Annotated in this window: 22 protein-coding genes and 1 pseudogene; 16 read left to right on the forward strand and 7 right to left on the reverse strand. The window is 68.4% G+C overall.

Going from position 1 to position 24,290, the window contains the following annotated elements; translation table 11 throughout:
* Positions 1-75 precede the first annotated feature (75 nt).
* The 7 genes from J2805_RS03105 to J2805_RS03135 all read left to right on the forward strand — a co-directional run bounded on the left by J2805_RS03105 (position 76) and on the right by J2805_RS03135 (position 6,864).
* Complete coding sequence (locus J2805_RS03105) at positions 76-630, forward strand: D-glycero-alpha-D-manno-heptose-1,7-bisphosphate 7-phosphatase (RefSeq protein ID WP_309968958.1); 555 nt, start codon at positions 76-78, stop codon at positions 628-630.
* Positions 627-1,700: a glycosyltransferase family 9 protein gene (locus tag J2805_RS03110; protein ID WP_309968960.1), complete on the forward strand. Its 1,074-nt coding sequence runs from the start codon at positions 627-629 to the stop codon at positions 1,698-1,700. The genes J2805_RS03105 and J2805_RS03110 overlap by 4 nt, the downstream gene beginning before the upstream one ends.
* On the forward strand, positions 1,700-2,716 hold the full coding sequence (locus J2805_RS03115; RefSeq protein WP_309968963.1) for a glycosyltransferase: 1,017 nt from the start codon (positions 1,700-1,702) through the stop codon (positions 2,714-2,716). Before J2805_RS03110 ends, J2805_RS03115 begins: the two co-directional genes overlap by 1 nt.
* Complete coding sequence (locus J2805_RS03120; protein WP_309968967.1) at positions 2,713-3,969, forward strand: glycosyltransferase; 1,257 nt, start codon at positions 2,713-2,715, stop codon at positions 3,967-3,969. Before J2805_RS03115 ends, J2805_RS03120 begins: the two co-directional genes overlap by 4 nt.
* A gap of 116 nt (positions 3,970-4,085) precedes the next feature.
* Positions 4,086-4,709 (forward strand): D-sedoheptulose-7-phosphate isomerase, encoded by a 624-nt coding sequence (locus tag J2805_RS03125; RefSeq protein ID WP_309968970.1) that lies wholly within the window; start codon positions 4,086-4,088, stop codon positions 4,707-4,709.
* Positions 4,706-6,094: a PfkB family carbohydrate kinase gene (locus J2805_RS03130; RefSeq protein ID WP_309968974.1), complete on the forward strand. Its 1,389-nt coding sequence runs from the start codon at positions 4,706-4,708 to the stop codon at positions 6,092-6,094. Before J2805_RS03125 ends, J2805_RS03130 begins: the two co-directional genes overlap by 4 nt.
* A gap of 32 nt (positions 6,095-6,126) precedes the next feature.
* Positions 6,127-6,864, forward strand: a complete 738-nt coding sequence (locus J2805_RS03135) for an SDR family oxidoreductase (protein ID WP_309968977.1) — start codon at positions 6,127-6,129, stop codon at positions 6,862-6,864.
* Here J2805_RS03135 and J2805_RS03140 read toward each other — a convergent pair.
* Complete coding sequence (locus tag J2805_RS03140) at positions 6,818-8,032, reverse strand: glycosyltransferase family 9 protein (RefSeq protein ID WP_309968980.1); 1,215 nt, start codon at positions 8,030-8,032, stop codon at positions 6,818-6,820. The two genes, J2805_RS03135 and J2805_RS03140, sit on opposite strands and share 47 nt — an antisense overlap.
* A gap of 269 nt (positions 8,033-8,301) precedes the next feature.
* On the opposite strand from J2805_RS03140, the gene J2805_RS03145 reads away from it, so the two are divergent.
* The 3 genes from J2805_RS03145 to J2805_RS03155 are packed head-to-tail and all read left to right on the forward strand — an operon-like array spanning position 8,302 to position 12,332.
* A complete protein-coding gene (locus J2805_RS03145) occupies positions 8,302-9,768 on the forward strand; it encodes an aldehyde dehydrogenase family protein (protein WP_309968983.1) in 1,467 nt (488 codons plus the stop codon).
* Positions 9,765-11,333, forward strand: a complete 1,569-nt coding sequence (gene rfaE2 / locus J2805_RS03150) for a D-glycero-beta-D-manno-heptose 1-phosphate adenylyltransferase (RefSeq protein WP_309968986.1) — start codon at positions 9,765-9,767, stop codon at positions 11,331-11,333. The genes J2805_RS03145 and rfaE2 overlap by 4 nt, the downstream gene beginning before the upstream one ends.
* A 33-nt stretch (positions 11,334-11,366) precedes the next feature.
* Positions 11,367-12,332 carry a spermidine synthase gene (locus J2805_RS03155; RefSeq protein WP_309968989.1) on the forward strand — a complete coding sequence of 322 codons (966 nt, stop codon included), beginning with the start codon at positions 11,367-11,369 and terminating at the stop codon, positions 12,330-12,332.
* A 220-nt stretch (positions 12,333-12,552) separates the two neighbouring features.
* Here J2805_RS03155 and J2805_RS03160 read toward each other — a convergent pair whose 3' ends face one another.
* Both J2805_RS03160 and J2805_RS03165 read right to left on the reverse strand, forming a co-directional pair.
* Positions 12,553-13,275 (reverse strand): GAF and ANTAR domain-containing protein, encoded by a 723-nt coding sequence (locus tag J2805_RS03160; protein ID WP_309968993.1) that lies wholly within the window; start codon positions 13,273-13,275, stop codon positions 12,553-12,555.
* A gap of 247 nt (positions 13,276-13,522) precedes the next feature.
* Positions 13,523-14,419: a LysR family transcriptional regulator gene (locus J2805_RS03165; RefSeq protein ID WP_309968996.1), complete on the reverse strand. Its 897-nt coding sequence runs from the start codon at positions 14,417-14,419 to the stop codon at positions 13,523-13,525.
* A gap of 245 nt (positions 14,420-14,664) precedes the next feature.
* Here J2805_RS03165 and J2805_RS03170 point away from each other — a divergent pair, with 245 nt between their 5' ends.
* Complete coding sequence (locus J2805_RS03170; protein ID WP_309969000.1) at positions 14,665-15,414, forward strand: 3-hydroxybutyrate dehydrogenase; 750 nt, start codon at positions 14,665-14,667, stop codon at positions 15,412-15,414.
* A gap of 76 nt (positions 15,415-15,490) precedes the next feature.
* Positions 15,491-15,976: a hypothetical protein gene (locus J2805_RS03175; RefSeq protein ID WP_309969003.1), complete on the forward strand. Its 486-nt coding sequence runs from the start codon at positions 15,491-15,493 to the stop codon at positions 15,974-15,976.
* A gap of 13 nt (positions 15,977-15,989) precedes the next feature.
* Here J2805_RS03175 and J2805_RS03180 read toward each other — a convergent pair whose 3' ends face one another.
* Both J2805_RS03180 and J2805_RS03185 read right to left on the reverse strand, forming a co-directional pair.
* The gene (locus tag J2805_RS03180) at positions 15,990-16,625 is read right to left on the reverse strand and encodes a LysE family translocator (protein WP_309969006.1); all 636 of its coding nucleotides are present in this window, start codon (positions 16,623-16,625) and stop codon (positions 15,990-15,992) included.
* Positions 16,626-16,663: 38 nt separating this feature from the next.
* A complete protein-coding gene (locus tag J2805_RS03185) occupies positions 16,664-16,942 on the reverse strand; it encodes a hypothetical protein (RefSeq protein ID WP_309969008.1) in 279 nt (92 codons plus the stop codon).
* 331 nt (positions 16,943-17,273) lie between these two features.
* Between J2805_RS03185 and J2805_RS03190 the strand changes: the two genes are divergently transcribed.
* Entirely contained in the window at positions 17,274-17,999 is a 726-nt protein-coding gene (locus J2805_RS03190; protein ID WP_309969010.1) for a hypothetical protein, read from the forward strand.
* 28 nt (positions 18,000-18,027) lie between these two features.
* Here J2805_RS03190 and J2805_RS03195 read toward each other — a convergent pair whose 3' ends face one another.
* Positions 18,028-19,533, reverse strand: a complete 1,506-nt coding sequence (locus tag J2805_RS03195; protein WP_309969013.1) for an amino acid permease — start codon at positions 19,531-19,533, stop codon at positions 18,028-18,030.
* Between the two features lie 217 nt (positions 19,534-19,750).
* Between J2805_RS03195 and J2805_RS03200 the strand changes: the two genes are divergently transcribed.
* Positions 19,751-21,406: an HNH endonuclease signature motif containing protein gene (locus J2805_RS03200; RefSeq protein ID WP_309969016.1), complete on the forward strand. Its 1,656-nt coding sequence runs from the start codon at positions 19,751-19,753 to the stop codon at positions 21,404-21,406.
* 55 nt (positions 21,407-21,461) lie between these two features.
* On the opposite strand, the gene J2805_RS03205 is transcribed toward J2805_RS03200, so the two are convergent.
* The gene (locus J2805_RS03205; RefSeq protein ID WP_309969019.1) at positions 21,462-22,379 is read right to left on the reverse strand and encodes an SDR family oxidoreductase; all 918 of its coding nucleotides are present in this window, start codon (positions 22,377-22,379) and stop codon (positions 21,462-21,464) included.
* Between the two features lie 228 nt (positions 22,380-22,607).
* Here J2805_RS03205 and J2805_RS03210 point away from each other — a divergent pair, with 228 nt between their 5' ends.
* Together J2805_RS03210 and J2805_RS03215 are read left to right on the forward strand one after the other, a co-directional pair.
* Positions 22,608-23,435, forward strand: a complete 828-nt coding sequence (locus tag J2805_RS03210) for an IclR family transcriptional regulator (protein ID WP_309969022.1) — start codon at positions 22,608-22,610, stop codon at positions 23,433-23,435.
* 220 nt (positions 23,436-23,655) lie between these two features.
* Positions 23,656-24,290 (forward strand): annotated as a pseudogene (locus J2805_RS03215) (urocanate hydratase); the annotation flags it as partial.

Raw genomic sequence — 24,290 nt, forward strand, 5'->3', positions numbered from 1 at the left:
CTGGTTCCGGAGTCTAATCCGGGAAGCGGCCAACAAAGCTGTTTGAGCGGCCCGTTCGGGGGGAACAGGGTGGGTATGGGAAGTTCCAGCGTTCCATTACCCAAAGCCGTGCTCTTCGACCGGGACGGCACCCTTATCCGGGATGTGCCCTACAACGGCGACCCGGGGCTGGTGGCACCGATGCCCGACGCCCGGCGGGTCCTGGCGGAGCTGCGCGGGCGGGGCATCGCCACCGGCGTGGTGAGCAACCAGTCGGGAGTGGCCCGCGGTTTGCTGTCACGCGGCCAGGTGGACCGGGTCAATGACCGCGTCGATGACCTCCTGGGTCCCTTTGATATCTGGGAAGTCTGCCCCCACGGCACGGAGGACGGCTGCGGTTGCCGTAAGCCTGCGCCCGGTATGATCCTCAGCGCCTGCCGCCGGCTCGGGATCGCGGCCGCCGAAGCCGCCTACATCGGTGACATCGGCAGCGACATGGAAGCCGCCGAGGCCGCCGGGGCGCGGGGGATACTCGTACCCACGCCGCTGACCCGGCCCGAAGAGGTGGCGGCTGCCCGGGAGGTGGCGGTGGACCTCTCCGGCGCGGTGTCGCTCCTGCTCGGCCTGGCACCGGTGGGGAGCCGTCAATGACACGGGTGCTTGCGGCCAGGCTGGACAGCGTGGGGGACGTCCTGCTGGCCGGGCCTGCCTTACGGGCCATCGCCAACGGGCGGCGGACCAACGGCGGTGCGCCGAACGACGTCGTGCTGCTGTGCGGCCCGCAGGGCGCCGCAGCGGGCTCCCTCCTGCCGGGCGTGTCCGAGGTCTACACCTGGGCCTGCCCGTGGATCGTCAACCCTGCTCCGGCGGTCACGTCCGAGACGGTGGACCGGCTGGTCACCTTCATCCGCAATTCCAGGATTACCGAGGCGGTCATCCTGACGTCTTTCCACCAATCGCCCCTGCCGCTGGCGCTGCTGCTGCGGCTGGCCGGGGTGCAGCGCATCACCGGGGCCTCCGTGGACTACGCCGGCGCCTTGCTGGATGTCCGGCTCCGGCCGGGAGAGGACTTTTCCGAGGACCAGCCGGAGGCTGAGCGCGCGCTGGGGATCGCCCGGGCCGCCGGATTCACCCTCCCGCCTGGCGACGACGGCAGGCTCCGGATCCGGGACTACCCCGATGCCCGTGATCTCGTGGGGGAGGGACCGTACGTGGTGGTGCACCCGGGATCCTCGGCGCCGTCCCGGGCGTGGCCGCCGCTGCACCACGCTGCGGCTGTGGAACTCCTCGAGGGCGCCGGACACCGTGTGGTGGTGACGGGCGGTCCATCGGAGACCACCCTGACAGCCACGGTGGCAGGCCCGTCAGGATTGGACCTTGGCGGACGGACGGACCTGCGGACCCTGGCGGGCGTCATTGCCGGGGCAAGCGCCCTGGTGACAGGAAACACCGGTCCGGCCCACCTGGCCGCCGCTGTCGGCACGCCGGTTGCCTGCCTGTTTTCCCCCGTGGTTCCGGCGGTCAGATGGGCTCCCTACGGCGTGCGGCTTGAACTGCTGGGCGACCAGAACGCGCCCTGCAAGCTGAGCCGGGCGCGCGAGTGTCCGGTGCCTGGCCATCCGTGCCTCGCGTCGGTTTCGCCCGAACAGGTGGTGGACGCCGTGGAACGGCTCCTCAGCGGAGTGTCCTCGCTGTCCACCCGGCGGAAAGTGAGGCACTAATGAGGATCCTGCTGTGGCATGTCCATGGTTCGTGGACGGACTCGTTCGTCCGCGGACCCCACGAGTATCTCCTGCCGGTCCTTCCGGGCCGCGGGCCCTGGGGGCTGGGCCGCGGGGGCAGGAACTGGCCCGAGTCCGTGCGCGAGGTTGACCTCAGCCGGCTCGCTGCGGACAGCATCGACGCCGTCGTCCTGCAGCGGCCGGAGGAGCTCGCGGAGGTTGCCCGGGCGCTCGGCCGGCAGCCGGGGGCGGGGCTCCCGGCGGTCTACCTCGAACACAACACGCCCAAAGGCGACGTTCCCTTCACCCTGCATCCGCTCGCGGACCAGCACGCCATACCCGTGGTCCATGTAACGCACTTCAACGCCCTCTTCTGGGACACCGGCTCAACCCCCACTGTAGTCATTGAGCACGGCGTGCCGGACCCGGGGCATCTCTATACCGGCGAACTTCCGAAGCTGGCCGTGGTGGTCAATGAGCCCGTCCGGCGGGGGAGGGTCACCGGCACGGACCTGCTTGCGCGGTTCGCCGCCGCCGCGCCGCTGCAGGTGTTTGGCATGGGCGGAGAGGACCTGCCCCGGTACACCGGGTTGCAGGCGTCGCACCTGACCGTCCGCGGCGACCTTGCCACGGATGCGCTGCACCGGGAACTGGCCCGCTGCCGCGTGTATGTCCATCCCCTCCGGTGGACTTCCCTGGGGCTGGCGCTGCTCGAGGCCATGCACCTTGGCATGCCGGTGGTGGCGCTTGCCACCACCGAGGCCGCCCGCGCGGTGCCGCCGGAGGCCGGTGCGATCTCGACGGACGTCGGGGAACTGGTCCGCCAGGCCGAGCTCCTGGTCCAGGAGCCGGACGAGGCCAGGGAACGGGGGCGGGCGGCCCGTCAGGCGGCCCTGGAACGCTACAGCCTGGGCCCGTTCCTCGGCGCCTGGGACGCCCTTCTCGACGAGATCGCCTCGCGGCGGTTCAGGAAATCCCGGGTGCTTATCCCCGCGCACGAAAGGAAGCTCCAGTGAGAATATCCATGGTTTCGGAACATGCCAGCCCCTTGGCGGCGTTGGGCGGCGTGGACGCGGGCGGACAGAACGTGCACGTCGCCGCCCTGTCCATAGCCCTGGCCCGAAGGGGACACCACGTCACCGTCTATACCCGGAAGGATGACGCAGCGCTTCCTCCGCGCGTGGCCATCCAGCCCCTGTTGGACGTGGTGCACGTTGAAGCGGGCCCGGCACGCCACGTCCCCAAGGACGAGCTGCTGCCCTACATGGACCGGCTCGCCGAGGGCATCGCGGAGGACTGGGGTGCCAGGCCTCCGGACCTCGTGCACGCCCATTTTTGGATGTCCGGCCTGGCCGCGCTGGACGCGGCCCGCCGCAGCGGCGGCGAAGCCGTGCCCGTGGTGCAGACCTTCCATGCGCTGGGCACCGTCAAGCGCCGCCACCAGGGCAGCGACGACACCAGCCCGCCGCAGCGGCGCTGGCTGGAGCCCTCCGTGGGCCGCGCTGCTGACCGCATCATTGCCACCTGTTCGGATGAGGTGTTCGAGCTCAAGGCGATGGGAATCGACACGGCCAAGATTTCCATCGCCCCGTGCGGGGTGGACCTGGAGCTCTTCGGGGGTACCGGCGCCGCAGAGCCGCGGGGGCGGGCCCACCGCATCCTCTCCGTGGGCCGGCTGGTTCCCCGGAAGGGCGTGGACCTCGTGATCAGGGCGCTGCCGCTGCTCCGTGAGGCGGGGTTCGACGACGTCGAACTCCTGATTGTGGGCGGCGGGGGCGGGGCAGCCGCGCTGGAAGCGGATCCCGAGGCCCGCCGGCTCACGGAGCTGGCCAGGGAACTCGGGGTGGAGCACCAGGTGACCCTCCGGGGGCAGGTGCCGCGGGAGGACATGCCCGGCATCCTGCGGAGCGCGGACGCCGTGGTGTGTACGCCCTGGTATGAGCCGTTCGGCATAGTGCCCCTGGAAGCGATGGCCTGCGGCGTTCCGGTGGTTGCGGCCGCCGTCGGCGGACTCACGGACACCGTGGTGGACCGGGCAACCGGCCTGCATGTGCCGCCCCGGGATCCGGCCGCCATCGCCGGGGCCCTTGCCGAACTCCTCGCCAATCCGGAGCTCCGTTCCGAACTCGGGCGGGCAGGGCAGCGCCGGGCGTCCTCGCGCTACTCGTGGGACCGGGTGGCCGCCGAAACGGAGAAGGCCTACCGGCAGGCACTGGCGGACCGTGCCACGTCCGGTCGGATGCAGCCAGCGGAAGGAGCAGCGCTGTGACTACCGAATGGCCGCTCCGCGAGCAGGAGCTCCCACCCGTATTGCCGCCCATACCCCGACCGCCGGGACAAACGGCAGACCGGGGACAAACAGCAGGCAGGGGGCCCGCAAATGCTGTGGAAGGATCCACGAGCCCGGATTCGGTCCACGTTGTCCAGCGGCACCTGGACAACGTGATTCCAGCGCTGGAATCGCTGCGCAGCCAGGCGTATCACCTGGCCGCCTGGGGTGAGGAGCTGGCAAGCCGGCTCCTGCGGGGGCAGCGGCTGCTCGCCGCCGGCAACGGCGGTTCCGCCGCCGAAGCCCAGCACCTGACGGCCGAACTTGTGGGCCGGTTCGACGGCGAACGGGTGCCGTTCTCGGCCATCTCCCTGCACGCCGAGACCTCCGCAGTAACGGCGATAGCGAACGACTACGGGTTCGAGGAGCTCTTTGCCCGGCAGGTTCGCGCCCACGGGCGCTCCGGGGACGTGCTGATGCTGCTGTCCACGAGCGGAAAGAGTCCTAACCTTCTCCGCGCCGTGGAGGCGGCAGCCCGGCTCAACATCACCACGTGGGCGCTCACCGGTCCCGCGCCAAATCCCCTCGCCTCCCGCTGCGACGAGGCCGTGACCATCCAAGCCCTTTCCGCCAACGCCCAGGAGGGCCACCTCATTGCGCTCCACGCCGTGTGCCGGGCCTTCGACGCGGAGGTGGGCCGCCGGGGCCAGGGCGGACCGTTTCCAGGGAGCAGGCCGTGAGGATCGTTGTAGTGGGAGATGTACTGCTGGACGTCGACGTCGACGGCGAGGCCACCCGGCTCTGCCCGGATGCCCCGGTGCCGGTGGTGGACGTGTCCAAGGTGCAGCGGCGGGCCGGAGGCGCCGGACTGGTGGCGAGGATGCTCGCCGGCGACGGGCACAACGTGACCCTTGTGACCGTACTCGCCGACGACGAAGCGGCGTTGCACCTCGAGCGCGCGCTCGAAGGCATCACTGTTGTTGCCGGCTCCTCCGGGGCTCCGACGCCCGTCAAGACCCGCGTACGGGCGGAGGGCCACCCGGTGGTCCGGTTCGACGAATCGTGCGCCCGTCCGCCCGTACCTCCCGTCACACCGGCAATGCTGCACGCGCTGGAGCGGGCAGCGGTGATCGTGGTGGCCGACTACGGCAGGGGCCTCACCGCAAACCAGGAGCTCAGGACGGTACTGGCCGGCCTGGCCGAACGCATTCCGATCATCTGGGACCCCCACCGGGCGGGGGCCGAACCTGTTCCCGGCGTCGCTGTGGTGACGCCCAACCTGGCGGAAGCCCGAAGCCTGGCGGGTGCAGGCCTTAGGCCAGCCGGAAGCGGGGCCGGCAGCGATGCCGATGACGTTGGGGCGGTGGCCGAGGCGCTCCGGCTCCGCTGGCGGAGCAAAGCGGTGATGGTCACCATGGGCGGCCAGGGCGCATTGCTCGTCTACGACGGCGGTCAGCCGGCCCTGCCCGTACCGGCGCCGAAAACCACGGTGACGGATCCCTGCGGGGCCGGAGACAGGTTGGCCGCCAGCCTTGCCGTGCACCTCCTGGAAGGCCATACCCTGGACGTCGCGGCGGTGCTGGCGGTACGGGAGGCAGCCTCCTTCCTGCGTCACGGCGGCGTTGCCGCGCTGGCGGGGGAGCCGAAACCGGTCAGGGTGCACGGGCGCAACACCGACGCGCTGGCCCTGGCCCGCAACGTGCATGAGGCGGGCGGGATCGTCGTGGCCACGGGAGGCTGCTTCGACCTCCTGCATGCCGGCCACACCCGTGCCCTGGCCGCAGCGCGCAGCCTCGGCGACTGCCTGATCGTCTGCCTGAACTCGGACGCATCCGTACGGCGGGTGAAGGGCCCGGACCGGCCCATCCTCAACCAGGAGGACAGGGCCGAACTGCTGCTGGCACTCGAGTTCGTGGATGCCGTGCTCGTGTTCGACGAGGACACACCTGAGGCCTGCCTGGCTACCTTGCGGCCGGACCTCTGGGTGAAGGGCGGCGACTACGACGTCACCGAACTGCCTGAAACGGCGCTGGTGGAGAGCTGGGGCGGACGCTGCACCACGGTTCCCTACCACCCGTCGCGCTCCACCACCGGACTCGCGGACGCACTGTCCCGCGTGAGCTGAGCTCCAACCGAATCCCCAATGAGAGGAACACCATGACTGAAGAGACCTTCCGCGAAACCTCCCGCACGACCTCCCGTGAAGCGATTGGTCCCGGGCGGGTGCTGGTGACCGGGGGAGCCTCCGGCCTCGGCGCCGCCGTCGTCGACGCAGTGCTGCAGGCGGGCGGCACGCCCGTGGTCCTGGACCGGGACATCCGGAACGTCTCGGCGGCAAAAGCCATCGAAGTGGACGTCGCGGACCGGCGAGCCGTCACCGCGGCGGTGCAGGAAGCCGCCGAAACGCTGGGCGGCCTGGACGCCGTGGTGACGGCCGCCGGGATCGACCGCTGCGGCAAGCTGGAGGACGTTCCGGCCGAGGACTGGGAGAAGGTGGTCTTCGTGAACCTGTTCGGCACTGTGGCCGTGGTGCGCGCGGCACTGCCGTACCTCAAGTCATCCCGGGGAAGGGTGGTCACCGTGGCATCAACCCTGGGTAAACGAGCCCTGCCCGAGGCGACAGCATACTGCGCCTCAAAGTTTGGTGTGGTGGGCTTCAGCCATGCTCTTGCCGCTGAAACGGGAGGGGAAATCGGGGTAACCACCATGATCCCGGGCGGCATGAAGACCAGGTTCTTCGACGACCGGGCGGAGCAGTACAAGCCGCAGGACGACTCCAGGCTGAACGACCCCGCCAACGTCGCCCAGGCAATCCTGTTCGCCCTGTCCCAGCCACGGGGCTGTGAGATCAGGGAGATGCTGATCTGCCACGAGGACGAGGGTTCATGGCCCTGAGCAGCTGAACGTCCGCATAAACGTCCTCCGGGCGGATCCCGGACACCAGCGAGCTGTCATGGCCGCATCGCGGGGCGGTCCAGCCCACCTGGGTGATATCCGCCCCGCACTCCGGGCAGCGGGTCAGCCAGGAGATGTGCAGCCGGTGCAGGCTGCGGCCCAGGGGTCCTGCGTTGAGGACGTTCCCTGCCCAGTAAATCCCCACTGTGGGCGTTCCCAGGGCCTGGGCCAGGTGCCGGGGACCGCTGTCGTTGGCCACCATGACGTCACACCGCGCGAGCAGCGCGGCCAAGGTGCCGAGATCGGCTTCGCCGGCGATGGACCTGACATTGTCCGAGCCCGAGGCCTGCACCACGTCCGCTGCAAGTTGGCGCTCGCTGGCGTCGCCCACCACGAGCACCGTGCAGCCAGCTGCGGCGCAGGCCGCGGCCACCTCGGCGAAACGGGCGGCCGGCCAGCGCCGGCGCGGATCCGTTGCCCCGGGATGGACCACCATGACGCCGGCCGGGGCGCCAGCGGATCCGGTCGCCCCGGTTCCGTCCCGGAGCAGCGCGTCGGCCCCTGCGCTGAACTTGTCCAGGGGCCGCAGCTGTGCCTCCAGCCCAACCGGGGGCGCCCCTGCGAGCCCGGCCACTTCCAGGGCCCGCAGCGGCTCGTGCTGGTAGTAGGCGTAGGGCAGCGTGCGTTCCAACGGAGCGGCGTCCGGCGTCCGTGTTCCCACCGAGTGGCGGGCGCCCAACCGGAGGAGGAACGGATTCGAGTATCGTCCTCCGCCGTGCAGCTGGAGCGCCAGGTCGAACTTCTCCCGCTTCATCGCGGCGAAGAAGTTGTTTGTCGCGTCCCGGTCCTCCGGGCCGGGACGGACTCCTTCGGCAAATGGCAGCACGAAGACGCTGTCCACCGGGCCTGCGACGCCCTCCCCCAACGCAGCATGGATCGGCGTCCCGAGCACCGTGACAGTGGACCCCGGGTAGGCGGCCTTCAACGCGGCAACAGCGGGAAGGGCAAACAGCAGGTCACCCAGGCCTCCGCCGCGGAGCACAGCGATTCGGGCCACGTCCCGGAATTTTTCCAGGACCGGGCCCACTCCCGTGCCCACCACTTCCACGCCGCCGAACTCGGCCTGGTGCGCCACGGGATGCCTGTCCGTTCCAGTTTCCGGTCTCATTCCGCCACTTTCTGCCGGTGTATCCGTCCCTGCCGTGCCGCCACCATAGTTCGGATCGGCGGTTCGTGGCTACGGCCGGTGCCGGGATGTGGACGGCGAAAAATCAGGAGGCGAGGGCAGGTGTAACTGGACGTGAACCGGGGTACGGAACTGGTCACAGGAGGCCTCAGCGTCCACGCCCCTGATCACCCGGCAACCGCTGATACCCGGCAATCGCCGGAACCCGGCAATCGCCGGAAGGGGCGCGGCCGTCTTTCGGAAGGAGTCCCATGTCCGCGATCGTCCAGCGCATCCACAACCACGCGCGGGAAATGATAGTCATACGTGATCCCCAAACAGGGGAGGACGTAGGCGCCTTGCCGGAAGCTGTGCCCCTCCACGTCCGGAAGGCGGTCAATGCCGCTCGTGCAGCCCTTCAGGGGTGGGCCGCAACGCTGCCGGCGGAGCGGGGGGCCAGCCTCCGCGTTGCCGCCCGAGCCCTTGCAGAAGCGGCACCGGAGCTTGCCCGGATGAACAACCGTGAGACCGGACGCCCCGTGGACGAGGCCCTTGCCGGGATCGCCGCGGGAGTTTCCACCCTCGAGCAGTATGCCGAGCTCGGTCCGGTGCACCGGGGGCACAGCCTGAGGGGCAACCCGCTGGCGTCTGACTACACCATTGCCGAGCCCCGCGGGGTTGCGGTGGTGCTGACGCCGTGGAACGATCCCGTGGCCGTGGCCTGCGGCCTCATCGGCGCCGCCCTGGTCACCGGAAACACGGTGGTCCACAAGCCCAGCGAGCGGTGTCCGCACCTGGGTGCGATGCTCGGGGAAATCTTGGGCGCTGCTTTCCCGCCTGATGTGCTGATTTCGCTGACCGGCGGTTCCGGCGTTGGCGCCCTGCTGACCGAACAGACCGGGGTGGATGTCGTGGCACACGTCGGCTCCAGTGCGGCAGGGGCCAGGATTGCCAGGGCCTCCAACCTGACGGGGGCGCACGTCATCCGTGAGAACGGCGGCAACGATCCGCTGGTGGTGGACGACGACGTCGACCCCGTGTGGGCGGCGGAGCAGGCGGCTGTGGGAGCGTTCAGCAACAGCGGCCAGATCTGCACCGCCGTGGAGCGCATTTATGTGCACCGGGCCATCGCCGGGCCGTTCTGCGCGGCGCTGGAAAGCCAGGCTCGGCGCCGCAACCTTGACGGAAACCTGGCACCGCTGGTGGATGTCCGCATGCGCGAGATGGTCCACCGGCAGGTTGCCGACGCCCTGGAATCCGGGGCGCGTGCCGTCGAAGGCGGATCGGTGCCGGCCGGGCCGGGGGCGTATTACCCGGCCACCGTCCTGCTCGATTGCACGGCGGACATGGACATCATGACTGAGGAGACGTTCGGCCCCGTGGCGCCGGTTCAGGTGGTGGACAGCTTCGATGAAGGGCTCAGGCTGGCGGCGGGTGGCCGCTACGGCCTGGCCGCAACCGTGCTGACCGGCCGGATCGCCCACGCACAGCAGGCCATCGCCGCGCTGCCCGTGGGCACAGTGAAAATTAACGAGGTGTTCGGCGGCGCCCCCGGTGGGGCCGCGCAGCCGCGCGGGGATAGCGGGCACGGCTTCGGCTACGGGCCCGAGCTGCTGGATGAATTCACCCGGGTCAAGGTGGTGCACCTGGCGGCCCCGCCGCCGGCCAGTACCGCGGTGGCCGCTGCGGCGGCTGATGTTGTGGAGGCGGACGCTGTGGAGCGGCGGGAGGCGTGGTGAGCGGGGATGAAGAGCGCGGACCCGCTGATCAGCGCGGACTCACCGAACAGCGCCGACTCACCGAACAGCGCGGACTGGCGGACTGGCTGCCTGCCCGACTTGCCGCCGTCGCCCCTTCTGTGACGGTCATTGGGGATGTCATGCTGGACGGCTGGTGGAGCGGATCCATCGACCGTCTGTGCCGCGAGGCTCCCGCCCCGGTGGTTGACATCACCCGGCGCATGTTCGCGCCGGGCGGGGCGGCCAACACCGCCATGAACCTGGCGGCATTGGGGGCAAAGGTGCGCGTCGCAGGCCTGGTGGGCTGCGACGACGCCGGGATGGAGCTGCGGCGGCAGCTCCGCGCCGCCGGCGTGAACACCAGCCACCTGCATGAGCATCCCGACATGGTCACCACTTCAAAGATCCGCATCAGCAGCGCGGGCCAGGTCCTGCTGAGGTTCGACGACGTGACCGGCAAGGTCCCGTCCGACGCGCTCGCGGCGCTCGCCTTGTCCTTACCGGCAGCAGTCCGGGGCCAGGACGCCGTGGTGGTGTGCGACTACGGAACGGGCGCCCTGCAAGGTCCGGTCCGGAGCGCCCTCCTTGAGATGCTCAGCTCGAGGGACGCCTCGCAGCTTGCCGTGGTGGACGCCCACGATCCCCGCCCCTGGGCCGGGATGCGGCCGGACCTGGCCACGCCGAACGCGGCGGAAGCGGCCAGGCTCCTCGGCATTCAGCTCACGTCCGGAAGCGACCGCCCGGCCGTCATGGCCGCCCGCCGGGACGAGCTCATCGACGCCACCGGGGCACGCGCCGTGGTGGTTACCCTGGACCGGGACGGCACGCTGCTGTTGCCCGGGACGGGCGATTCGCACCGGACCTGGGCCAGGCCGGCCACGGAGAAACAGGCCTCCGGCGCCGGAGATACGTTCGTGGCGGCCCTGACGCTGGCCCGCGCCGCCACGCTGCCGCTCAGCACCAGCGTGGACCTGGCCCAGGCAGCGGCCGACGTCGTGGTCCACCACCCCGGAACATCCGTCTGCAGCACCGCCGACCTCACCCGGCACCTGGCAAGTTTCGCCGATACCGCCCTCAGCGCCGACGAACTCGCCCGCCACATCCAGGCCGACCGCGCCGAGGGACGCCGGATTGTGCTCACCAACGGCTGCTTTGACGTGCTGCACCGCGGCCACACCCGGTACCTCAACCAGGCCAAGCAACTCGGGGACATCCTGGTGGTGGCGCTGAACAGTGATGCGTCAGTGCGCCGGCTGAAAGGCCCGGACCGGCCCATCAACTCGGTGGCCGACCGCGCCGGCGTGATCGCAGCGCTGAGCTGCGTGGACTACGTGACCGTGTTCGATACGCCCACGCCGATCCCGCTGATCGAGAAGCTCCGGCCGGAGATCTATGCGAAGGGCGGGGACTATACCCCGGAAATGCTGGCCGAAACGGAGGCGGTGGAACGCTTCGGCGGCACGGTGACCATCCTGGACTATGTGCCGGACCTGTCCACCACCGCCGTCGTCCAACGGATCCGGAACGGTGAAGGCGCAGAAGTCGGCGAGGCGCCGGTCAACTAGGGTTGAGGCATGAGCAATGCGGTGGCTGGCTAAGTGGGACGCAAAGGCCGGGCAGCCGGCAGGAACGCCGAACGTTCGACGCCGGGAGTGGTGGAAGTGCCGAAGGGAACCCGCCCTGACGGGCCGGTTGAGGGCGTCTATTACATCGATACCGGGGACTGCGAGCTGATCGCGGACCAGGACAATTCCAACGGCTGGCTCCTGCGCATCAACGGCGTGATGAGCTCGCACATCGATTTGGCGGACCCGCTCTTCCTCGACTTCGAGTACATGCGGTGGATCGCTGCGCTGGTGGAATCGCGGTGGCCCCCACAGACCAGGCCCAAGCTCCGCGCCCTGCATCTTGGCGGCGGAGCATGCTCGCTGGCCCGCTACTTCCACACCGCCTACCCGGAGGCGCGCCAGGTGGTGGTGGAACTTGACGGCAAGCTCGCCGAGTACGTCCGCGGCTGGTTCGACCTGCCCAAGGCCCCGCTGCTGCGGCTGCGCGTGGGGGAAGCGCGTGAGGTAACGGAGTCGCTGACCCCGCAGACCCGCGACCTGATCATCCGCGATGTGTTTGCCGGTGCGCTGACGCCCCGGCCGCTGACCACCGCTGAATTCAATGAGCATGCCAAGCGAGTGCTGGTGCCGGGCGGCATCTACGTGGTGAATTCCGGTGATGCCCCGGACCTGAAAAATGCCCGCGAGGACGCGGCCGGCATCGCGGCCACGTTCGAACACACAATCATCATCGCCGACCCCGCCATGCTCAAGGGCCGGCGCTACGGGAACATGGTGATGGCCGGTAGCGACCAGCCGTTCGATGACGACCCCCGGCTGGCTCGCAGGCTCCTGGGCGGAGGCGTTCCCGCCCACATCTGGGATGACGCCAAGGTACGGGCTTTTGCGGCGGGCGCGCCCGTCCGCCACGATCCGGCGGAGGACCATGCCCATGCCCCGGCCCAGGACCATGCCCACGCTCCGGCCCCGGCCCCGGAACACAGTTCAACGGACTAGGGCATCGCGGCCGTTCCCGCAATAATGGCTCAAGGCCACCGCAACAAAAGTCCCGGCAGAACAAAGTTGCCTCAAGAATGTGCGCTCAGGGCCGCATTTGTCCGTTCGCGCCCCGCACTGGCTGTAAGTTTGTGGAAGCTCTCCGCTTTCCCCCAAGACCGGAGGGCAAAGGAGCCCCCGCGCTTGAGTCCCCAGGACTCGCGCAGGGGCTTCTTCACTCTTACCGGACACCCTTGCCGGGAAGCTCGGCACCGGACAGGATATCCGTGGCTATGGTGTGCAGCTTCGAGTCGGTGGCGCGAGCCGCCAGGTGCAGGAGCTCCATCGCCTGATCGTGGCTGCAGCGGTTCTGGACCATGATCAGCGCAACGGCAGCGTCGATGACCGCCCTCGATTTGAGGGCTGAGCGGAGGTCTTCGGGGTAGATTTCCGGCGGATGCACACGTAATGCCAGCCGCAGGATGCGCGAAATGGAATCTGCGTGCTCTTCGATAGCCGCGATGGTGCCCGCGTCGAACGCATCGAGCCCGCGTGCGTAGCAGTTCAGTGCCGCGGCCGCCCCCGGGTCGGTCCCAATGGGAACTGCCAGGACGGAACGGATCCCCTCCCCGGAAACTGCGGCGGCATAACGATGCCAGCGGCTGTCCCTTCCGAGGTCCGGGACCACGACAGTGTGCTGCAGCCGGAGGGCTGTCAGGCACGGGCCGTCGTCGACGTCGTACTGCTTCTCATCCATCCGCAGGGCCTCCGGCTCGCTGCTCGCCACAGTGGCCGGGCTGCCGTTCCGTTCCACTGTGATGGCGCACAGCATCGGTTCCTGGCCGCCAAGGCGGGAGGCGGATATGGTGGTCAGTCCCAACAGGAACTCCGTGAAACCAGGGCTTTCAAGCAGAAGGTCCTGCAGCTGCTCCGAGTTTGGAGCCTGGCCGGTGCCGGGAACCATGACGGTCTCGATCCTTCAAAAGCCGGGTCCTAGGGACCGGGCGGGGGCCGTGGACTCTCGATCGCCCGCAGCCAAGATGGTGGACGCACACAGATTCGACGCACTCACACCGCGAAGGCTCTCCGACATCTCCTACCTCTGACACTACGCCGTATGGCCTGCCGAATATATACCCCCCGGCTATACCACCCGGCCCCCGCAGGGTCAGCACCGGCCCCCGCAGGGTCAGCACCGGCCCGCGCACGGTTCAGCGCCGGCCCAGGAGCGCCTCCCGGTATTCCACCGCCTGGTCCCGCAGGGCCTGTACGACGGCGGCCACCGCCGGCCGCCGCATCGAGTCCGGCCGCAGCACCATCCAGTAGGGGAGCCGCTCGGAGAAGGCCTCGGGAAGCAGTCGGACCAGATCGCCGTGCTGGTCGCCCATGAAACAGGGCAGGAAGCCGACTCCCGCACCGGCCCGTGTCGCCTCCACATGGACAAACACGTTGGTGGAAGTCAGGCCGTCCTTCATGGCGGGGACCAGACGGCGGGGAGCGTCAAGGTCGTCCACCTGGAGCATGGAGTCCACGAAATACACCAGCGGATGTTCCGTCAGTTCCTCCACCGTTGCCGGTGTCCCGTTTTCCGCCAGATAGGTCCGTGAGGCGTACATGCCCAGCACGTACTCGCCCAGTTTGAATGCCTCCGCGCGGTGCACTTGGGGCTCGCCCACAACTACCTCGATGTCCAGGCCGGAGCGCTGCTGCAGGGCCCGCCGGGTCACGGTCACGATCTCCACGCTGAGCCCGGGGTGCTTGCGCCGCAGCCGGGCGACGGCGGGCGCAGCGACATAGGCGCTGAAGCCGTCAGTCGCCGTCATGCGGACGACGCCCGTGATGGGGTCCGGTGCCTTGCCCGGCTGGCCCAGGCTGCGCACCGCGCTTTCCACCTGTTCGGCCACCTGCACGGCCTCCGCACCGAGTTCCGTGAGTTCCCAGCCGCCGGCCGCCCGGGAGAGGACCCGCCCGCCCAGGGTTTTCTCCAGCGCTGCTATCCGGCGCGAAACCGTGGTGTGGTTCAGGCCGAGCGCCTGCGCCGCCGTCGTGAATTTGGCTGACCGGGAGACGGCCAGCAGGACCAGCAGGTCATCGGGATTGGTATCCATATCTGCAATTCTGCACACAAGGGGTGCCGTTTTAGCCATTGAATCGCAGAGTTTGTGCAGCAATACTCATCTGAACCCATAGTGCTGTGGATCACAGCACGTGTCGACGAGGACACTAAGGAGAACCAAGATGAGCGTGGGTGCGCCGTCACCGTGGTGGCAGTGTTGAGCCTCTGATGTTGCTGGACTGATTTTCGCTGGACTTGTTGCCGGACTTCGAATTTCTGGAATGTAGGGCTGGAATTATGGAAAACACTCTGAACGGCCGCAAGGCCCTCGTAACCGGCGGCGCCAGCGGAATTGGCGCAGCGAGCGTCCGTGCCTTGGCGGCAAGGGGCGCCAAGGTGGTGGTGGCGGATGTTGACGAAGCCGGCGCCACCGCCCTTGCCGATGAAGTCGGCGGCACCGCCTGGGCCGTGGACCTGCTGGATGTCGACGCCCTGGGAACCCTCAGCCTGGACTGCGACATCCTGGTCAATAACGCCGGGATCCAGCGCATCAGCCCCATCCAGGACTTCGACCCCGCGGATTTCCGCCGCATCCTCACCCTGATGCTGGAGGCGCCGTTCCTGCTGGTCCGGGCGGCCCTGCCCCACATGTATGCCAACGGGTTCGGCCGCATCATCAACCTCTCCTCAGTGCACGGAATCCGTGCGTCCCCGTTCAAGAGCGCGTACGTATCCGCCAAGCACGGCCTGGAAGGGCTGAGCAAGGTGACGGCACTTGAGGGCGGGGAACACGGGGTTACGTCCAACTGCATCAACCCCGGCTACGTCCGCACGCCGCTGGTGGAGGCGCAAATCGCTGACCAGGCCAAAGTCCACGGCATCCCCGAGTCCGAGGTCCTGGCCAGGATCATGCTCACGGAATCCGCCATCAAGCGCCTAGTGGAGCCGGAGGAAGTCGCCTCGCTGGTCACCTGGCTCGCCTCGAACGACGCCGGCATGGTCACCGGCGCCAGCTACACCATGGACGGTGGCTGGTCGGCGCGCTAACCCGTTTTGGGACGGTCGGGGCCATGGGTGCACTCCCGCTAAGCTAGTGGCACGTTCGGCCGCCAAAGGGGGATTCATGCGTCGCCGCATCGCGTTCACTGTCATGGCCGCAGTCTGTATTGGACTGGTCGCTGCCTGTACACCCACTCTCGAACTGGACCCTGCGGAGACCACTGTGGAGTACAGCTTCCGGGACAATTCCGTCCCGCCTCGGTACCATCGCAGCTACATCATCCAGGCTTCAGAGACGGAAGCCAGCATCACGGTGGATTCCTATGGTGACGTGCTGCGCCAGGAAACAGCCGCGATGCCGGCCGAAACCTGGGCCAAGGTTATTGGGATGGCGGGCACCCTGCCTCAGCGTACCCAGGATATTGCCGCACCGAAGCCCGGCTGCGCCGGAGGCTCCGCCTCGAGGATCATCATCCGGGACGGCGGCAAAGAGCGGTACTCCAAGTCGGCCGAGAACTGCGGCGGCAGAACCGACGCGCCGTTGACGGACACGGCGGCCGCCATTGAAGGGCTGTTCGACATGGACGACCTGCTGAAAACCGACGGCTGAGCCGCCCCTCCGCCTAGTTCCTGGTGCCGGTCAAAGCGAGGGAGCCGCCCAGGGCAATCATCATGGCTCCGCCGGTGGTGCTGAGCGTGGAGATGCGCCTGGGAGAGCGGGCGAACCACTGGCGGGCGGTGCCTGCTGCTATGGCCCAGATGCTGTCCGAGACCAGGGCGATCAGAAGGAACACCGCGCCCAGGACAGCCAGCTGCAGCGGGATGGCGCCGGCAGTGTATTCCACGAACTGCGGCAGCACCGCTACGAAAAAGACCAGCGATTTCGGGTTGGTGGCACCCACAATGAAGCCTTCCCGGAGAACCCGGAAAGTCGAGGCGGAACGCGACGGATCGGCCGCCGTCGTACTCCGTCCTCGGTGCCTGATGGCCTGGACGCCGAGGAACACGAGGTAGGTGGCACCGGCGAACTTCACGATGGTGAAGAGCAGGACGGATTGTGCCAGGGCAACCCCGACACCGAGCGCCACCGCAACGATCTGGGGAATCATTCCGAGCGCGTTACCCAGGACGCTCAGCAGGCCGCCCTTGCGGCCCAGGGCCAGGCTGCGCCCGATCACGAAGAGGACGCTCGGTCCGGGTACGGCAATCAGGACAGCGGCTGCCAGCGCAAAGGTCAGAAGGTTGCTCAGTGGAACCATGCCTGATTCTAGCCCCGCCGGGCCGGCAAAACCGGGTGCTAGTCCGGCCGCCTCACCTGGCGGTAGTCGTAAAAGACGAACTCGGGGACGAGATCGGGGTGGGCGTCGGCTGCTGTCCGCAGGCCAAGCGACGAGCCGCGAATGACCGCCACCACGCCAAGCCGGCGGCCATTGAAGGGGTCATCGCCGAGGACAACGTCCCCGATCTTGTAGGGCACTGTGGCGGTGCGCATTTTCTCGGCCGCCTCGTTGAGCCAGCAGATCAGGCGGCGCCTGTCGCGGGGGTGAGCGGGCCGGGAGGCTCGAAGATCCTTCATCAAAACCACTCCTTTGCAGTACCTGGACCAGCAGGACTCGCAGGCGGCCCGGGGGCTGCGACAAACGGTTCAAAATACTCCGGTGCGCCTGCTGACCACCCTAGGAGCTAAACCCCACGCGTCACATGCGTAACTACTACCCCTTCTGTACCGTCCGACACTCGAAATTTTTGGCGGACTACTTGGCCCGTTTTTGTAAAGCGGGAGCAGGTGAAATCCCCACGTCGGCCTGAGTGACTGGCTGCAAAGACAGGTACCGCGCACCCGTGCGGGCACGCCGCCGCGGTCCTAGGCTCGGGGACTACGGCCCGCGACGTCGTTAGGGGCGGCTGTGCTCAAAAATTCAACCGGCAGGCAGGCGCCCGGGCAGGTGGGAGTTGCCGCGACCACCATCGCCATGGTCGCCATCGTGGTTGGCCTTGCCCAGATCCCCAGCGGGGCGTGGACGACGGCGGGAGGTTCAGCCCGGCTGACGCCGCCGGCTGCGCAGGCGCCCGCTGACCCGGTGCCCGCTGACCCTGAGCCAACTGCTGAGGCGCCCACGGCCCTGGCGCCGTCTACGGCGCCCGCCACGGGGGACTCTGCCGGGACCACCTCCGGGGCGGTCGCCCCGCCGGCCGGGGACCAATCGCCGGCGGGCCGGCCGCCGTCGGCCGCTGCGCCGTCATCCGCTCCGGCGCCGTCCACTCCGGCGCTGTCTGCTCCGGTACCCTCCTCGCCGCCGTCGTCCGGGCCGCCGGCGGCGAGCGAACCGGCCGGTGCCGTCCCGGATGCGCAGACCGTACAGCGCGTGACGGACAGCTGCAGCCGCCGCCTGCAGAGGGACGCGTCCAACTCCGGGATCGTCAGCGGAACTGTGGTGCCGCGCCCCTACTCGCTCGTTGCCGTGGAGTACGGCGGACTCCCGCAGCGGTCAACGGCGGGTCCTGGCCTGGAGTCGTACGACGTCGAACTCACTGTCACCACGCAGCCCCCGGACGGGCCCGCCCAGACCGACCGGCGGGTGTGCCGCGTTTATGACTACGATTCGCACGTCGATTGGCTCCCGACCGGGTGACACCTCAGATATTCGCGGCAGGGACCTGTCAGCGGCGGGCTTCCACCACGGGGATCGACGCTGTCTCATCCACCAGTTCGGCGCGGGAACGGCCGTGGCCACGGACCCACACCCGGTACGCCACCACCAGCACGCCCAGCCAGACGGCGCCCACGTAGAGGGCGACCCGGGAGTCCTCAAACGCGCCCAGGATGACGATCACCATGGCCATGAATGCGATGGTCAGGATGGAGGCCGCCGGCCACCAGGGGGACGGGAACTCCGACGCCGGCAGGCCCTTGCGGGCAATCTCCCGCTTCATTGCCACATGGGACGCCAGGATCATTACCCACACCCAGACGGTGGCGAAGGTCGCGATCGAGGCGATCAGCAGGAACACGTCCTTCGGCATGACAGCGTTCAGGACCACGCCCACCAACAGGACGACGGCCATCATCACCACGGTCATCCACGGCACACCATGGCGGGAGACCTTGCCAAAGCTGGCGGGGGCGTGGCCCTGCCTCGCGAGGCCAAAGAGGATGCGGCCGGCGCCGAAGATGTCGCTGTTGATGGCGGACAGGGCGGCCGTAATCACCACGGCGTTGAGGATGTGCGGTGCCGCGGGGATGCCCAGGCCGCTGAAGATCTGGACGAACGGGCTGCCGTTGGTGCCCACCTCGTTCCAGGGGAAGAGGCTCATCAGCACGGCCAGGGTCAGGACGTAGAACAGGAGCACGCGCACGGGCACGGTGTTGACTGCCTTGGGAATGACCTTCTTGGGATCGGCCGCTTCACCTGCCGTGACGCCGATGGTCTCGATCCCGCCGAAGGCGAACATCACGACGGCGAACGATGCCAGGAGCCCCTCGAAGCCGTTGGGGAACATGCCCCCATGCTCCACCAGGTTGCCGATACCCGGCGCAACTGTTGCCCCGCCCGCCTGGAAACCGAAGATGATGATGGCGGCACCGCCGGCGATCATGGCGATGATTGCCACGACTTTGATCAGCGAGAACCAGAACTCCAGCTCGCCGAAAACCTTGACGCTGAGCAGGTTCAGGGCCGCCAGGAAGAAGATGATGGCCAGGACCCAGATCCAACGTTCCACTTCCGGAAACCAGAATCCCATATAGATACTGAAGGCCGTGACGTCTGCGATGGCCACGATTGCCATCTCGAACACGTACGTCCAGCCGGTCACGAACCCGGCCAGCGGGCCGAGGTAGCGGCTCGCGTACTGGCCGAAGGAACCGGAAACCGGGTGACGGACGGCCATTTCGCCCAGTGCCCGCATCACCATGAACACGGCGGCGCCGCCGATCATGTACGCGAGGAGAACCGCCGGGCCGGCCTTTTGGATGGCCGAGGCCGAACCGTAGAAAAGCCCCGTGCCGATGGCCGACCCCAAGGCCATGAAGCGGATGTGGCGGACGTTGAGCCCGCGGTTCAGAACGGTGTCGACGGCGGCGCCCGCGGCGGCGCGGACCGTGCCGCCGGTGCTGGTGCTGTTTTCGGGCGCCCCCGTTTTGGCATCTGTCTGGGCTTGTTGCATGCGAATACCTTCTCGTCATTGGGAGGGGGATCGCTATCCAGCAGACCATGTTCGGGGCAGCTGTGATCAGACTCACCGGCTCTTGGTGTCTTCGATTTCAGAATGTGTGGCTCGCAGTTGTGGCCCCTGGGGTGTGGGCGCGAGCGGGCAGTTGTGGCCCTGGGGGGTGACTCTGCGGGGGATCATTAATGTCAGTGCCTGCTGGGATGCTGTGGGTATGGAAAGCAGAGCCGTGGTGGGGGCGTTGGGGGCTGTCGAGGCTTCCGTTGCTGTGCTGGGTGGTGTGCTCCGGCGTGATTCTGATGATGGTCCGGAGGGTGCTGATGTTCTGCGGGACCTTGCGGATGCGTGCCTGGACGGGCTGGCCGAAGCGTCCCGTGTTGAAGCGGAGATGGCTGCCCTGAAGGTGCACCTTGCCGCCGGATACGCCGATGCGGCTAGGGCGATGGCGGCGCCGGCTGTGTCTGCGCAGGAACGGACTGCCCAGGAGATGGCCATAACGGCCGAGGTCGCGTGTGTCCTGACGGTCAGCGAACGCACCGCCAGTGCCTTCCTCGCCGAAGCGCACGCGCTCACCCGCACGCTTCCGCTGACGTTGTCCGCGCTGGGGGCCGGGACCATTTCGTGGCAGCACGCCCGGGTCATGGTGGACGAAACCGCTAACCTCGACCGGGCCGGCGCTGCGGCTTTGGAGGCGCATTTCCTGGACCCGGCCGCGCCCGCCCCGGCACGCGGCTGCCCTGCCGGGGACCTTGCCCCGGCCCGGTTCCGGGCCAAAGCCCGTACCTGGCGGGAACGGCACCACCCGGTCAGCATCGAAACACGCCATGCCCGCGGTGTCGCGGACCGGCGGGTGGAGTACATCCCGGACCGTGACGGCATGGCCTGGCTCTCTGCCTACCTCCCGGCCGCTACCGCCGCGGGGATCTGGGACCGTAGCACCAGTGCCGCGCGGTCCCTTCAGGGCCCGGATGAGGCCAGGACCCTGACCCAACTCCGCGCCGACGTCACCGCGACCTGGCTCCTCACCGCCGGCCGTGAACGAACCCCCGCGGGCCCACCGAACAGTGCTGCCGGCGGTGTTTGCGGCGGCAACAACGTCGACCGCGCGCCGGACGGCAACGCCATGGACTTGCACCGGGCCGGGGGCGCCCAAGGCGGTCGGGTGCCGTTGGGTGATGTTCCCTCGCCCGTGGCGCAGGTCCTGGTCACGGTTCCGGTGTTCTCGCTGCTGGGCCTGACCGAGGAACCGGCCATGCTGGACGGGTACGGCCCGGTACCGCCGTCCGTGGCGCGTGCCCTCGTCGCGGACGGGGCGTCATCGTTCCTGCGGGTGCTGATTGACCCGCGCGATGGTGCGCCGCTGGAGATCGGCCGGACCAGCTACCGGATATCCCGGCCGCTGCGGCAATGGTTGCGACTCAGGGACGGGAAGTGCCCCTTCCCTGGCTGCAGCAACCATTCCCTGGACAACGACGCCGATCACCTCCTTGCCTGGGCGCACGGCGGGACCACCGGGATCAGCAACCTCGGACAACCATGCCCCAAACACCACCGGCTCAAACACTCCACCGCCTGGACACCCGCCGGTGCCAGCGTTAACGACCCGCCCGGCTGGACCTCACCCACCGGACGCCAATATCCCAGCGAACAACCCGACTGGGAACCACCACACTGGCCAAGCCAGCTCTCGGCCATGGCCACGACGGACAACGGCGGCACCGGCAGGCCCGAACAGCTCGACAACCTGCTGCCCGAAGATCCGTTGCCGGACTGGGAGTTGCCACGCCAAGTTCACGACGACGCCCTGCCCGAAGACCCATTTGCGGACTTGTGGCTCTGGCTGAGCTCCGAGGCCTGCGCAGACGTCTAGGATTGCGCAGCGCCCGCCCGCAGCGCCCCGCCCGGACAGCCCCAACCCCGGAGCCTCAGCGGTAGCCGGTGGCGTCCGCTGGATGCCCGGCATCCATGACCTCCACCAGGTAGCGCCAGCAGTCGGGCCGCGAGCCGTCGGTGTCCGTGAAACCGTACTCCTGCGCCAGGCCGCCGGAGGAGAAGGAGCCGCCGGTGCGGCGGTGCACGTCCCGGTCAGCGGCCAGCGCGGCAACGGCGCGGCCCACAAAGCGCGGGCTCTCCGAGATGGCAGCGAAATGGGGCTGCGTCGGCTCAGCTTCCCGCCAAGTCGCTTCGTTGACGCCGAAATGCTCAAGCATCATTTCAGAGCGCATCCAGCCAGGGGTCAGCGCCACTGCGGTGCAGCCGAACGGCTTCAGCTCCTCGGCCTGGCTGAAGGCGAGCCGCAGGACTGAGTTTTTCACCAGGTCGTAGAACGCAGAGACCCGGTAGTGCCCGGCGTTGTAATCCCGGGTGCCGTCAGTCATTTCCACCACCATGCCGCCGGGGTTCCGGATTAGCAGCGGCAAGGCGAAATGGCTGGTGATGAGGTGCGTATCGACGGCGGTGTGCAGCATCCGCAGGCCGGAAGCCAGGTTGTGCGTCCATATCGGGGTTTCCCATTCGATGAGGCTTTCCCCGCCCCAAATGTCGTTCACCAGAATGTCCAAGCGTCCTTGCTCGTCGTCGATCCGCTGCACGAGCGACTCCACCGCCTCCGGTTCCAGGTGGTCCACGGCCACGGCAATACCCGTCCCGCCGGCCGCATCGACCTGCGCGGCGGTGTCCTCGATGGTCTCCGGCCCGCCGTAGTCGGACCGTAGTCCCCGCGTGCTCCGGCCCGTGCAATACACGGTGGCACCGGCTTCGCCGAGTGCGACGGCGGTACCGCGACCTGCTCCGCGGGTGGCCCCGGCCACCAGGGCGACCTTTCCTGACAGTGGTTTGGTCATAGCTGCGTTCTCCGCCCTGGTGCTTTAGCCGCCACAGCGGCGGCAACGGCTCGTGACCTCCATCGAAGCATCGGCCGCGCCCTCCGTGCGGCAATGTCTGGTATCCCGGACATCGGTGTGGTTCGATGGCCTCGCCGGGGGACTCGGCAGGGCGCACGCTTAAGTACGGGATACCGGACACCTGCCCATCATCAGTCGAAGGGTCCGGCCGCGAACGATGGAGGAAATATGGCGGACGGCGAGACGCCCGCACGGGCGGCGTCAAAGACGGCAGTAAAGGCGACGTCGAAAGTCCCGGCGGCCGAGAACACACTGCGAATCCTCAAACTGCTGGCCTCCAAGCGCGGTCCCATGGCGGCGTCGAACATTGCCACTGCGCTGGGACTGCCGCGCTCAAGCGTCTACCACTTGCTGGGGGTCATGGAGGCGAACGGTTTCGTCATGCACCTGCATGAGGAGCAGCGGTACGGGCTCGGCATCAGCGCCTTCGAGCTCAGCTCCGCATATTCGCGGCAGGAGCCGCTGTCCAGGCTTGGCCGGCCGATGCTCGCCTCGCTCGTGGACGTCATCGGTGAAAGTGCGCACCTGGCTGTGCTCCATGGCCGCGACGTGCTGTATATCGTGGAGGAGCGCGCCAAAAACCGGCCCTCCCTGGTGACCGACGTCGGCGTCCGGCTGCCCAGTCATCTCACCGCCAGTGGCAGGGCCATTCTGGCAGCCTTGCCGAAGTCGCAGGTCCGGGCGCTGTACCCGAATGCCGCCGCTTTCACGGCCCGGCACGAGGTGGAAGGCGCCATCATGAAGTACTCGGCGCTGTCCTCGCACCTGGACCAGGTCCGGCAGCGCGGTTACGCCACCGAACACGGCGAAGTGACCCCGGGCTTCGGCTCGATTGCCGCCGCAGTGACGGACCACGTGGGATGGCCGACGGCGGCCGTCGCCGTGACCTTCCTCGAAGACAAACTCCCGGCGGACCAGTGGCCCGCCCTCGCCGCCCGCGTCCGGAAAGCGGCGGACGAACTCTCCGTGCGGATCCACGGCCGCCCCACCCAGTAAGCCCCTCAGTCCTCCCAACTGACTGACAGTTAACGTCGCCAAACGGCGTTTCACGACGTTATCTGCGAGCCAGTTGGGGGAGTGGGAGCGCGTCTGGAATCCCGGACAGCACCCTTCCGAAAGGCCTGTTTCCTGCCCCGCGGACAGGCTTTAGTGGATACAGAACTTCCATTAACCGGCAAACGCCGGACGAACCGTCAAGCACACGAAGGAGCCCCTCATGGCACCCGCCGATTTCACCACCGGTGCCCGCCCGGTCAAAGCAGCCCGCGGCACCGAGCTCACTGCCAAGTCCTGGCAGACTGAAGCCCCGCTGCGCATGCTGATGAACAACCTGGACCCGGAGGTGGCCGAGCGCCCCGATGACCTGGTGGTCTACGGCGGCACCGGCCGCGCCGTCCGGTCCTGGGCAGCGTTCGACGCCATCACCCGCACGCTGGAGACCATGGAAAAGGACGAGACCCTGCTGGTCCAGTCCGGCAAGCCTGTCGGTGTCTTCCGCACCAACGAATGGGCGCCGCGGGTGCTGCTGGCCAACTCCAACCTCGTCGGCGACTGGGCCAACTGGCCCGAATTCCGCCGCCTCGAGGCCGAGGGCCTGATGATGTACGGCCAGATGACCGCCGGCTCCTGGATCTACATCGGCACCCAGGGCATCCTGCAGGGCACCTTCGAGACCTTTGCCGCGATCGCCCGCAAGCTCACCGGGGACGAAAACGGCACCCTCGCCGGCACCCTGACCCTCACTGGCGGCTGCGGCGGCATGGGCGGCGCCCAGCCGCTCGCCGTCACCCTGAACGACGGCGCCTGCCTGATTGTCGACGTCGACGAGACCCGCCTGCGCCGCCGCGCCGG

The organism is Arthrobacter oryzae (assembly GCF_031454875.1).
GTDB lineage: Bacteria > Actinomycetota > Actinomycetes > Actinomycetales > Micrococcaceae > Arthrobacter > Arthrobacter oryzae_D.

Coding starts and splice junctions, on each gene's coding strand:
- J2805_RS03105 (WP_309968958.1), top strand. CDS start 76: ATGGGAAGTTCCAGCGTTCCATTACCCAAAGCCGTGCTCTTCGACCGG.
- J2805_RS03110 (WP_309968960.1), top strand. CDS start 627: ATGACACGGGTGCTTGCGGCCAGGCTGGACAGCGTGGGGGACGTCCTG.
- J2805_RS03115 (WP_309968963.1), top strand. CDS start 1,700: ATGAGGATCCTGCTGTGGCATGTCCATGGTTCGTGGACGGACTCGTTC.
- J2805_RS03135 (WP_309968977.1), top strand. CDS start 6,127: ATGACTGAAGAGACCTTCCGCGAAACCTCCCGCACGACCTCCCGTGAA.
- J2805_RS03140 (WP_309968980.1), bottom strand. CDS start 8,032: ATGAGACCGGAAACTGGAACGGACAGGCATCCCGTGGCGCACCAGGCC.
- J2805_RS03145 (WP_309968983.1), top strand. CDS start 8,302: ATGTCCGCGATCGTCCAGCGCATCCACAACCACGCGCGGGAAATGATA.
- J2805_RS03160 (WP_309968993.1), bottom strand. CDS start 13,275: ATGGTTCCCGGCACCGGCCAGGCTCCAAACTCGGAGCAGCTGCAGGAC.
- J2805_RS03165 (WP_309968996.1), bottom strand. CDS start 14,419: ATGGATACCAATCCCGATGACCTGCTGGTCCTGCTGGCCGTCTCCCGG.
- J2805_RS03170 (WP_309969000.1), top strand. CDS start 14,665: ATGGAAAACACTCTGAACGGCCGCAAGGCCCTCGTAACCGGCGGCGCC.
- J2805_RS03175 (WP_309969003.1), top strand. CDS start 15,491: ATGCGTCGCCGCATCGCGTTCACTGTCATGGCCGCAGTCTGTATTGGA.
- J2805_RS03180 (WP_309969006.1), bottom strand. CDS start 16,625: ATGGTTCCACTGAGCAACCTTCTGACCTTTGCGCTGGCAGCCGCTGTC.
- J2805_RS03185 (WP_309969008.1), bottom strand. CDS start 16,942: ATGAAGGATCTTCGAGCCTCCCGGCCCGCTCACCCCCGCGACAGGCGC.
- J2805_RS03195 (WP_309969013.1), bottom strand. CDS start 19,533: ATGCAACAAGCCCAGACAGATGCCAAAACGGGGGCGCCCGAAAACAGC.
- J2805_RS03200 (WP_309969016.1), top strand. CDS start 19,751: ATGGAAAGCAGAGCCGTGGTGGGGGCGTTGGGGGCTGTCGAGGCTTCC.
- J2805_RS03205 (WP_309969019.1), bottom strand. CDS start 22,379: ATGACCAAACCACTGTCAGGAAAGGTCGCCCTGGTGGCCGGGGCCACC.
- J2805_RS03210 (WP_309969022.1), top strand. CDS start 22,608: ATGGCGGACGGCGAGACGCCCGCACGGGCGGCGTCAAAGACGGCAGTA.